Source organism: Promicromonospora sp. NPDC060271, assembly GCF_042726755.1.
Taxonomy (GTDB): Bacteria; Actinomycetota; Actinomycetes; order Actinomycetales; family Cellulomonadaceae; genus Promicromonospora.
Genome location: NZ_JBHXBG010000183.1, coordinates 1 through 10,648, shown reverse-complemented (window position 1 = coordinate 10,648; position 10,648 = coordinate 1). Strand labels below are relative to the sequence as shown.

Genomic DNA, 10,648 nt, shown 5'->3' with positions numbered 1-10,648 from the left:
TCCTTGTTGTTGCCAGGAGTTGTTGCCAGGAGACCCGGACAGGCGCTCTACCTCGCGGGAACGACGGTCAGCCGAACGGCACCAGGTCCTGCTCGCACACGGCGCCGTCGTCGGCCTCGAGCGTGACGAGGTACCGCGCGATCGCGGCGTCGGCGCAGCTGCTCCGGCCGATCGTCGTGTGCCCCCAGCCGTCGACGGTGAGCATCCGGGCGTCCGGCCACAGGGCGGCGTACGGCGCGGTGAAGCCGTAGCTCGTGGCCGCGTCGAACCGGGTGCCGATCACGAGCACGGGCCGCTGCGTCGTCTGCTCCCACGGGCCGGCGTACGCGTCCTCGTCGACGACGGGGACGAACTCGCACTGGACGCCCAGCCAGCCGCGGAACAGCCCGAAGTGCGGGTACTGCTCGTCGAGCGCCTCGACCTTGTCCGGGTAGGACGACAGCCGCCCCGGGAAGTCGGCGTCCATGCAGACGGGGCCGACCTGGCCACCGATGGACTGATAGTCCTCCGAGATGCCGAGGCGGCGCAGCAGCTCACTGATCGACGGGCCGGAACCTCGGGCCTCGGCGCTCGGCTGCGGGACCGTACCCGTCAGGACCGCGAGCTGTGCGACGAAGGCCGCCTGGTTCGACCAGTCCGCCGTGTCCCACATCGTGAAGAACATCTGGCCCACCAGGTGGCCGTACCCGAACGTCATGGTGGTCCCCGGGCCCGTCGGGAGCTCGACGGGCTGCTCCTTGAGCGCCGCGTAGACGGCCTCGACGACCTCGGCGGGGTCCCCCAGGGCGTTGAGCGCGCACCGCTCGCCCGCCTCGGTGCACAGCCGCACGAACTCGCCGTAGGTCTCGCTGGCGCCCTCCGCCTGCCGGATCCGGTCGCCGAAGAGCTTGCCGCCCGCGTCACCCGTCCACACCTGCGGGTCGAGCGTGCCGTCGAGCACCATCGCGCGCACGTTGTCCGGGAAGAGCTTCCCGTACGTCGCGCCCAGGACCGTGCCGTACGAGTAGCCCACGTACGTGAGCGTGTCCTCGCCCAGCCGCTCCCGCAGCACGTCCATGTCGCGGGCCACGTTGGCCGTCGACGCCGTCGCCAGGCGATCACCGCCGAAGATCGTGCAGCCCCTGGCGAGCGTCGCCGCCTCACGGACGAACCGGGCATTCTGCGACTCGTCCTGCGGGAGGATCAGGCTCGACGCCATGAACTCCTGCTCGTCCGCCAGCGTGGGGAAGCACGTGGTCGGATCGGACAGCCCGATGCCGCGCGGGTCGAAGCTGACGATGTCGAAGCGCTCGCGGACGGACGCGTCGAAGAGCCCCGCGCCGATCCCGTGCAGGGTCGACACGCCTGACCCGCCGGGCCCGCCGAAGTTGACCACCACGCTCCCGATGCGGTTCTCCTGGTCCAGTGCGGGCAGGCGGGTCATCGCGATGGTGGTGGTGGGTCCCTGCGGCTCGTCGTAGTCCGAGGGCACCTCGACCGCGGCACAGTCGAAGGCTGCAGCGCCCTCGTTCGCGCATGTGGTCCAGGGGATGTCGTCCGCAGACGCTGCGGCTGACGGTACCGCTCGGGTCGCCGACTGGGCGGGCGCGGCGCCCACGGCCAGCAGCGAGCCGACGAAGAGCAGGGACAGGACCGGGGTGAGGGCCGCGCGGGCTCGGCGCGACGCCGTCGAGCGCAAGGTCATGCGCCGAGTGAAACAGGTGAATCAGACGTACGCCACGAAAGTTCGCCCGGTCAGGAGTTCTTCTTCTCGGTGCGGGGCAGTGCGTACAGGACGGTCTGGTCGCCCTGTGTCGCGACGACGAACGCGATGTTCTTCGTGAGGGCCGCCACGGGTGCGCTCTCGCCCGGGTCCCCGCCAGTGTTCTCGGTGACCTTGAGCTTGACACCGTCCGGAGTGAGGGTCGCGACCGCGGGCTTGTCCTGGCTCGTGCCGTACACGGTGCGCCCGAGCACCGCCTCGGGCGTCATCTCCCCGAGGTCGGCGACCACAGGCTTGGGACCGACGTCCACGAGCACCGGCCCGATCGTCCGGCCGGAACCGGCACGGTCACGCAGGGGCTCGGTACCGGGCGCGATCGCCGAGGCCCGGATCAGACCGGCCGCGCGGATCGTGTTGCGGTTCAGACCCACCAGGGCCAGGACGTCCTTCTCGGAGTCCTTCGTGTGCCACACGACGGCGAGCTGGTTACCACCCACCGCGATCGCCGCCGTCGGGTCACCGACCGCCTGCTTCGGCCGGGGCAGGTCCTTACGGACCGGGTCCGCGTCCGGGGCGATCGTCCACCACGCGCCGGGGCCGACCGCGATGACGTGCTGCGGGGTCGCCGCGACCGGGGTCGCGCCCTCGGGCACCTGGAGGGTGACCGTGGTGGCGTTCTTCTTGTCCAGCAGGGCGACCTCCTGGTCCGGGAGCACGATCAGCGGGGCGGTGCCGTCGTACGTGACCTCGGCCTCGTCGCTGCCGAGGTCGATGGTGGTCGGCGCCACCCCCGCGGGGTCGGGGGCCTCCAGCGGCCACACGTGCAACGTTCCCGGGCTGTCCGCTGCCAGCACCGGCTCCGCGCCGATCTGCGACAGGCGCAGACCCTCGACCGGGTCCTGTCCCTCCCAGGTCGTGGTTCCCCTGGCGCGGTCGAAGATCGAGAACGTGTCCTCCCCGACGGACGCGGCGAGGACGCCACCGCCCGGGGTGAGCAGGACCTGTGGTTCGTCACCGACCGGGACCGACCAGAGCGCGGCCCGGTCGAAACCAGCCGGTGCCTGGACCGGGAGGACCGCCCCCGCGCCGGGCAGCGCACCCGCGGGGGTGGACGGTCCGGGCTCGGGAAGGTTGCCGGTCAGGGCGATGACACCGTACGTCCCGGCAGCGACCAGCACGACCGCGCCCACCACACCAACCGAGAGCCAGAGCGCACGACGCCGGGGCCTCGCCGGCACGGCAGGAGCAGGCACGACGTCCACGGCTTCGCCATGGGTGCGCACGACGGTGTCGACGTCGGGCAGCTCGAGGAACGGCGCGGTGCCATCGGCTTCGCCAGGGGCGCGCACGAGCTTGACGTCGTCGGGCAGTTCGAAGACCGGTGCGGTGCCGACGACCTCGCGGTGGGCGCGCACGGCCGTCTCCTCGTCGGGAGCCCCGAGGGACGGCGCCGCGTCGACCACCTCGCCGTGGGCGCGTACGGCCGTCACGTCGTCGGGCAGCTCGAAAGGCGCCGCGTCGAGGAGTTCGCCATGGGCCCGTACGACCGTCTCGTCGTCGGGCAGATCGCGGGAGGTCGGCTGGCCGACCGGGACGGAGTCCGTGATCTCCTGTGGCGCTGCCGAGATCGGCGTCGCCTGGGCCTGGCGGGCGGCGCGTGCCCAGGCGTCGGTGTCGGGCTGCCCGACGGCGGGCTGCCCGACGGCGGGGTCGGCTGCGCCGGTCGCGGGCGGCTCGGGGGTCGCCGCCGCGCCCGTGGTCGCCGTGTTCGGGGCGAAGACCGAAGGCGACGGCGCGGGGCTCGCCGAGAGGCCGTCGTCCGCCTGGACCCGGCCGTCAGGATGCACGATCAGCGGCCACTGCCCGTCCGGCTCGCTGGCCAGCACGCGCACCGGGCGCTTGAGCTCGGCAGCGGTGTCGGCGATGCGCGCGAGGATCCTCAGCCGGGCTTCCTCGACGGTGGGGGCCTGGACCGGGTAGCCGATGCCGTCGATCGTGAGCTCACCAGTGCCGTCGGGCCGGGCAACGGCCTCGATGCGGGGCCACTCGGGGACTGGGGCGGTGGTCATCGTGGTGCCTTTCTGGACTGCTGGCCGAGGGCGCGGCCTACCGTGGCCGGACAGGGGTGAGGAACGAGCTCGGTCCCGGCCACACGGTAGCGCCGCAGGTCAGGGTACGGCGTGCTGGTCCTCCGGCGCGGGCAATTGCCAGCGGGTGCTCCATCAGAACAGGGTCTCGCTCCCGACGTCCGCGACCAGGGAGGCCGCACCGGCGCCGTCGGCCCGCATCCCGCTGAACGCACCGCGCGGGTAGTCGCCCTCGACGTGCTGACCGCCCTCGTGCGCTCCGGCGGCCCGCGCGCGATGCATGGCAGCACCCCCGAGACCGCGCTCGGCGATCAGCGGCCACACCCGCTCCCAGAGCCAGTCGCGGTAGCCCTTGTGCGCGTAGGCGCCGCGCGCGTAGACCCGGCCGTAGCCCGCCACGAGATGCGGATGGTCCCGTTCGAGCCAGCCCAGGTACCACTCGCGGGCACCTGGCCGCAGGTGCAGCGGCAGCACGGTGACGCCGGTCGCTCCCGCGTCGACGAGGTCGTCGAGGAGCCGTTCGAGATGGACGAGCGAGTCGGTGAGCCACGGCAGGACCGGTGCGACCATGACGCCGCACGGCAGGCCGGCGGCCCGGATCGCGCGGATCAGGTCGAGGCGGGCGCGCGGTGTCGGAGTGCCGGGCTCGACGGCCTGCTGCAGCTCCTTGCCGGCCGGTGAGTCGGCGAACGCGAGCGATACCCCGAGACCGATGTCGACCTTCCCGGCGGCCTCGGTCAGCAGCGGCAGGTCGCGCCGCAGGAGCGTGCCCTTGGTGAGGATCGAGAACGGCGTGCCCGAGTCCGCGAGCGCCGAGATGATGCCGGGCATGAGCTTGTAGCGGCCCTCGGCCCGCTGGTACGGGTCGGTGTTGGTGCCGAGCGCGACGGCCTCGTGGGTCCAGGTCGGCTTGGCCAGCTCAGCGCGCAGCACCTGGTCCGCGTTGACCTTGACGACGACCTGGGAGTCGAAGTCGTGCCCGGAGTCGAGATCCAGATATTCGTGGGTATTGCGGGCAAAGCAGTAAAAGCAGGCATGCGAGCAGCCGCGGTAAGGGTTCACCGTCCACTTGAACGGCATCTGCGATACCGCCGGGACCTTCGACAGCGCGCTCTTGGCCAGCACCTCGTGGAAGGTCACGCCCGCGAACTCCGGCGACCGGACGGTGCGCAGCAGTCCGGCGGTGCGCAACCCGGGCAGCTCGAGCCCGGGAAGCGCACCGTCGTCATGATTGATCGCCTGACCGTTCCACCGCATACCCGATTCGAACACTCGTTCGAACAGGCGTCAAGTCGTCACTCCCGCGGCGTGGGGCGCCGGGCGGTCACGGCACCGGGACGACCTGCGGCCAGCGGTCCGCGTCGGACGGCTCCCACGTCGCCGCGTCGGCGTCCACCTGCTCGCCGGAGCGGATGTCCTTGACCTGGTCGGCGCCCACCACGCCGTCCTCCCCCGCGGTGCCCGGGAACCAGACGAACGGGATGCCGCGCCGGTCGGCGTACTTGATCTGCTTGCCGAACTTGGCAGCGCTCGGCGCCACCTCGACCGGGATGTCGCGGGCTCGCAGCGCGGTGGCCACCGCATCGGACGCCACGCGCTGATCCTCGGACGACACGGCGACGAGCACCGCCGACGGCACCGAACGCGTCGCCCGCACGAGCTCAGCGGACAGCAGGCGCGACACCAGGCGCGAGACGCCGATCGACAGCCCGACGCCCGGGTACGTGTTCCTGCCGTCCGAGGCGAGGGTGTCGTAGCGGCCGCCCGAGCAGATCGAACCGAGCTGCTCGTGCCCGACCAGCACCGTCTCGTAGACGGAACCCGTGTAGTAGTCGAGCCCGCGCGCGATCTTGAGGTCCGCCACGACCACACCCGGAGCGCGCTCCGAGGCGGCCGCGATCAGCGCCTCCAGCTCGCCCAGGCCCGTCTCCAGCAGCTCCGTCGTGGCGCCGTGCGACTCGGCGAGGGCACGGACCTCGGCGATCACCCCGACGTCCGACCCGGAGATGGACGCGAGCGCCAGGCAGGCCTTGGCCTGGTCCTCCGTTGCACCGCACTCGGCGACGAGCAGGCCGGAGACCTTCTCGGGACCGATCTTGTCGAGCTTGTCGATCTGGCGCAGCACACCCTCGACGTCGTCCAGGCCGATGCCCCGGTAGAAACCCTCGGCGACCCTGCGGTTGTTCACCAGGATGCGGACCGGCGGCAGGCCGATGCCGGCCAGCGAGCCAAGGGCCTCCGCGATGACGAGCGGCACCTCGACCTCGAAGTGGTACGGGAGCTCGCCCGCGCCGACGACGTCGATGTCGGCCTGGATGAACTCGCGGAAGCGGCCGTCCTGAGGGCGTTCGCCACGCCAGACCTTCTGGATCTGGTAGCGCTTCAGGGGAAACGCGAGCTTGCCCGCGTTCTCGAGCACGTAGCGCGCGAACGGCACGGTCAGGTCGAAGTGCAGGCCGAGCTGCTTGTCGGAGCTCTGACCGTTCTCCTCCTGCAGCCGCGACAGCAGATAGACCTCCTTCGAGGTCTCGCCCTTGCGCAGCAGCTGGTCCAGCGGCTCGACGGCCCGCGTCTCGATCCCGGCGAACCCGTGCAGCTCGAAGGTGTGTCGCAGGGTGTCGAGGACGTGCTGCTCGACGATGCGACCGTCAGGGAGCCATTCGGGGAAACCGGAGAGAGGAGTGGGCTTTGCCATGCCACAGATCTTCCCACGAGGGGGCCGCTGTCAGCCCGGCCTGTCCACAGGCGCGTGCGCGACCAGCCGGTCGAGCACCTCGAGCTCTCCGCGTTCGTGCCACGCCAGCCGGCGCAGCACCTTGACGCTGGTCCAGGTCCCGTCCCGGTCGGACGACGACTCCAGGTGCAGCGCCATCTGCGACACCACGCGCCGCACGTGCTCACCCGATTCCTCGAGCTCGGTCACGAGGTCGCTCGCCCGGTCCCGCGAGGGCAGCCCGAGCAGCGGGAGGTAGTAGCGCGACTCGGTGTCCGCGATGTGCAGCGCGAGCTGCCCCACCGTGTGCCACCAGGCGTAGGGCGGGAGCACACGGGCCGGGTCGCGGTGTGCCAGCACGCTGGGCGGCGCAGCGCGCACGAGGTCGAGGGTCCTGGCCCGCGCGTGCTCTAGGATCGCGAGCGTCGTCTCCCGTTCCGCCTCCGACGCCGGTACCCGGTCCCTCGCGAACACCGTCTCGTCGCCGGTCCGCGCACGGTCCACGCGCTCGACGACCTGGAGCTCGCCGGTCTCGACGGCCATGGCGCCGAGGCCGCACCGGACGCCGAGGTCGGCGAGCGCCGCGGCGTCGTCGGGCCCCTGGCCGCACGTGCCCCAGTGCTCCAGGTCGAAGGTCCATGCCGCGGACCACCCGTCCGCCGCCATCCCGGCGTGCTGATCGACGTAGACCTTCATCTGACCCTCATCTGCGTTCCGCGGCGAGGAACGGGTTGGTCTCCAGCTCGTGCGCCACAGTGGTGGCAGGCCCGTGCCCTGGCACGACGGCGAGCGCCGGGTCCAGCCCGCGCACCACCTCGCGCAGCGTCTCGCCCATCACGTGGCCCGAGCCGCCGTGCAGGTCGGTGCGGCCGACGGAGCCCGCGAACAGGACGTCGCCGGTGAGGATCACCGTGTCGTCCGGGCGGTAGAGGGTGGAGCCCTCCGTGTGGCCGGGGGCGTGCACGGCGTGCAAGGTGACCTGCCCGAAGCTCAGCACGGCGAAGCCGCCGGGTGTCGCGAACGGTTCGACGACGGCGGGCGCGCGGTAGTCGTCGCGGTGCAGTCCGAGCGCGGCCTCCAGCGCGGGGCTCAGGGTGCCGAACGGGTCGGCGAGCCGGTAGGCGTCCGCCTCGTGCAGGCGCATCGGGACGTCGTACCGCGCGCAGAGCTCGCCCGCGTCCCACGTGTGGTCGGCGTGGCCGTGCGTGGCGAGGACCGCGCGCGGGGTCAGGCCGTGCTCGTCGACCAGGCGCGCTACGGCGTCGGCCACTCCCGCGCCGGCGTCGACGACCACGCAGTCGGTGCCGGAGGACACGACGCAGCAGTTGGTGCCGAACACGGGTGCGACCACTACACGGAGCTCCACGAAGCCCACGTTAGCGGCTGGGGCCCTCGCTGACAGGCCCTCTTCACCCCTCGGTGAAAAGGTTCAGACAGTACGTCGTGGCATCCGATGCCTACACTGTCCCCGCACGGGGTGATTCGCCCCGGATCCGGCAGTGAATCGGTCCAGCGCGGCCAGGCCCCGGGTCGAGGCGAGCACAAGAGAGCACGGAGAAGGGAACGCGGTGGCGTCCACCAAGCAGCGGCAGCGCGCGCAGCAGGCCAGGCAGGCGGAGAAACGAGCGCAGCGGCAGGCGGCCAAGCGCGCTCGCAGGCAGCGCCTCTGGGGCCTCGTCGCGTTGGTCACCGTGCTCGCGCTGGTCGGCGCGTTCGTAGTCGCGGCGCTGATCAACGACAGCGCACGCGAGGACGACGCGGCCGACGCCGCCGGTGCCTGCCCGGCGGGTGTCGAGGAGGCGCGCGACGACTACGAGCTCGCCGACCCGTCGGTCGCGGAGGACCGCACGTGGACGGTCACGCTGCGGGCCTGCTCGGGCGACACGACCGCGGACATCGTGCTCGAGCTCGACGGCGAGAAGGCCCCGCAGGCCGTCGCCAACTTCGTCACGCTCGCCCAGGGCGGCTACTTCGACGGCACGGGCTGCCACCGGCTCGTCACGGAGGGCATCCACGTGCTCCAGTGCGGCGACCCGACGTTCACCGGGTCCGGCAGCCCGGGCTACTCGTTCGGCCCGATCGAGAACGCCCCGGAGAGCGACGTCTACCCCGCCGGCACCGTGGCGATGGCGCGCCGCGGCGGCGACGCCGAGTCCATGGGCTCCCAGTTCTTCCTCGTCTACGAGGAATCGACCATCCCTTCCGACGCAGCCGGCGGGTACACGGTCTTCGGCACGATCACATCCGGCTTGGACTTCGTCCAGGCAGTCGCTGACGCGGGGACGGCGGGCGGTGCACCGGACGGTGCGCCCGTCGACCCGGTCACCATCGAAGGAGTTGAGACCCAGTGAGCGAACCCACTTCCCGCTCGGCAGAGCCCGTCCAGCAGGACGCGCCCGCCGAGCCCGTGGCCGAGACTCCAGACGCAGCCGAATCTCCCGCCGAGGCGGTGAGTGAGGCAGCAGAGGTGACCGAGGCGCCGGCCGAGGCGGAGGTACCTGAGGACGCTGCCGAGGCGGCCCCGGCCGCCGCGGCCGAGGTTCCCGTCGAGGAGGCTCCCGTCGAGGAGGCCCCCGTCGAGGAGGCGGCCCCCGCGGCCGAGGCTCCCGCTGAAGAGGCCCCCCAGGCCGACGCCGACGCACCGGCCGAAGCCGAGGCCGCCGTGGTGCCGCCGACCCCGGCTCCCGCCGCCCAGCCCGCCCCCGCGAAGCCCGCGGCGATCCCGTCGCCCGCCGCGCTCGCGAGGCCGCGTCCGCCCAAGCCGGGCGCGCCGTCGGCCGCAGCGGCACAGGCTGCGCCGGCCGCTGCCCCCGCGCCCGTTGTGCCGGTCGCCGACGCCGCCGCGCACGCCGAGGCGGAGAAGTTCGGCCGCGTGGACGCCGAGGGCAACGTGTACGTCAGCGACTCGGCGGGCGAGCGCATCGTCGGCCAGTTCCCTGGTGTCACCACCGAGGAGGCGCTGGCGCTGTACGTGCGCCGGTACCTCGACCTCGCCGCGAAGGTGGGCCTGTTCGAGGCCCGCCTGGACAGCGCCGACCTGTCGGTGCGCGAGATCGACCAGACGCTCCAGAAGCTCGGCGAGGAGACCGCCGAGCCGGCCGCCGTCGGCGACCTGGACGCCCTGCGGGCACGGGTCGAGGCGCTGCGCGGCCGTGCCGCCGAACGCCGGGCCGCCCTCGAGGAGGCACGGTCCGCCGCCAAGGCGGAGGCCGTCGCAGCCCGTACGTCGATAGTGGAGTCCGCCGAGAAGATCGCGGCGACCGACCCGAGCAAGATGCAGTGGCGCCCCGCCGGCGAGGAGCTGCGCCAGCTGCTCGACCGCTGGAAGGAAGCCCAGCGCTCCGGGCCGCGTATCGACCGCCCGACGGAGGAATCGCTCTGGAAGCGGTTCAGCCACGCCCGCACCGCGTTCGACCGCGAGCGCCGGCACTTCTTCGCCGACCTGGAGCAGCGCAACAGCAGCGCCAAGATCGAGAAGGAGAAGCTGGTCTCGGAGGCCGAGGCGCTGTCCACCAGCACGGACTGGGGTTACACCGCTGGCGCGTACCGCGACCTCATGACGCGCTGGAAGGCGGCCGGCCGCGCGTCGCGCAAGGACGACGACGCCCTGTGGGCCCGGTTCCGGGCCGCGCAGGACCGGTTCTTCGAGGCGCGGGACGCCGAGAACGCCGTCATCGACGCGGAGTACGGCGAGAACCTCAAGGTCAAGGAGGAGCTGCTGCTGGAGGCTGAGGCGCTGGTGCCGGTCAAGGACCTGAACAAGGCCAAGGCCGTGCTGCGCAACATCCAGGAGCGCTGGGAGGAGGCCGGCAAGGTCCCTCGCGGTGACATCCAGCGTGTCGAGGGCCGGCTGCGTGCGGTCGAGACCGCGATCCGCGACGCCGACCAGGCGCAGTGGAAGCGGAGCAACCCGGAGACGCGTGCGCGCGCCGAGGGTGCCGCCGCCCAGCTCCAGTCCGCCATCGAGGGTCTCGAGGCGGACCTCGCGGCCGCCCAGGCCAAGGGTGACAAGCGCAAGATCTCCGAGCTGGAGGCGGCTGTCGCGGCCCGTCGTTCGTGGCTCGAGCAGGTCGTCAAGGCGGCGGAGGACTCCAGGGGCTGACGTCCCCTGAGTTGTCCACAGCGGGCCCGGTCGCACTGCGCGAC

Annotated in this window: 8 protein-coding genes; 2 read left to right on the top strand and 6 right to left on the bottom strand. The window is 72.4% G+C overall.

Annotation, left to right across the window (positions count from 1 at the left end; genetic code table 11):
• Window positions 1–67: 67 nt before the first annotated feature.
• From ACFWE2_RS21715 to ACFWE2_RS21690, 6 genes are all read right to left on the bottom strand, one after another.
• The gene (locus tag ACFWE2_RS21715) at window positions 68–1,684 is read right to left on the bottom strand and encodes an alpha/beta fold hydrolase (RefSeq protein ID WP_377226287.1); all 1,617 of its coding nucleotides are present in this window, start codon (window positions 1,682–1,684) and stop codon (window positions 68–70) included.
• A gap of 50 nt (window positions 1,685–1,734) precedes the next feature.
• Entirely contained in the window at window positions 1,735–3,771 is a 2,037-nt protein-coding gene (locus tag ACFWE2_RS21710) for a hypothetical protein (RefSeq protein WP_377226286.1), read from the bottom strand.
• A 153-nt stretch (window positions 3,772–3,924) separates the two neighbouring features.
• On the bottom strand, window positions 3,925–5,046 hold the full coding sequence (locus ACFWE2_RS21705) for an Rv2578c family radical SAM protein (RefSeq protein WP_377226285.1): 1,122 nt from the start codon (window positions 5,044–5,046) through the stop codon (window positions 3,925–3,927).
• Window positions 5,047–5,113: 67 nt separating this feature from the next.
• A complete protein-coding gene (hisS, locus tag ACFWE2_RS21700; RefSeq protein WP_377226284.1) occupies window positions 5,114–6,484 on the bottom strand; it encodes a histidine--tRNA ligase in 1,371 nt (456 codons plus the stop codon).
• 30 nt (window positions 6,485–6,514) lie between these two features.
• On the bottom strand, window positions 6,515–7,198 hold the full coding sequence (locus tag ACFWE2_RS21695) for a hypothetical protein (protein WP_377226283.1): 684 nt from the start codon (window positions 7,196–7,198) through the stop codon (window positions 6,515–6,517).
• Between the two features lie 7 nt (window positions 7,199–7,205).
• On the bottom strand, window positions 7,206–7,868 hold the full coding sequence (locus ACFWE2_RS21690) for an MBL fold metallo-hydrolase (protein ID WP_377226282.1): 663 nt from the start codon (window positions 7,866–7,868) through the stop codon (window positions 7,206–7,208).
• 202 nt (window positions 7,869–8,070) lie between these two features.
• Between ACFWE2_RS21690 and ACFWE2_RS21685 the strand changes: the two genes are divergently transcribed.
• Both ACFWE2_RS21685 and ACFWE2_RS21680 read left to right on the top strand, forming a co-directional pair.
• Window positions 8,071–8,853 carry a peptidylprolyl isomerase gene (locus tag ACFWE2_RS21685; protein WP_377226281.1) on the top strand — a complete coding sequence of 261 codons (783 nt, stop codon included), beginning with the start codon at window positions 8,071–8,073 and terminating at the stop codon, window positions 8,851–8,853.
• Window positions 8,850–10,604 (top strand): DUF349 domain-containing protein, encoded by a 1,755-nt coding sequence (locus ACFWE2_RS21680; protein WP_377226280.1) that lies wholly within the window; start codon window positions 8,850–8,852, stop codon window positions 10,602–10,604. Before ACFWE2_RS21685 ends, ACFWE2_RS21680 begins: the two co-directional genes overlap by 4 nt.
• Window positions 10,605–10,648 lie beyond the last annotated feature (44 nt).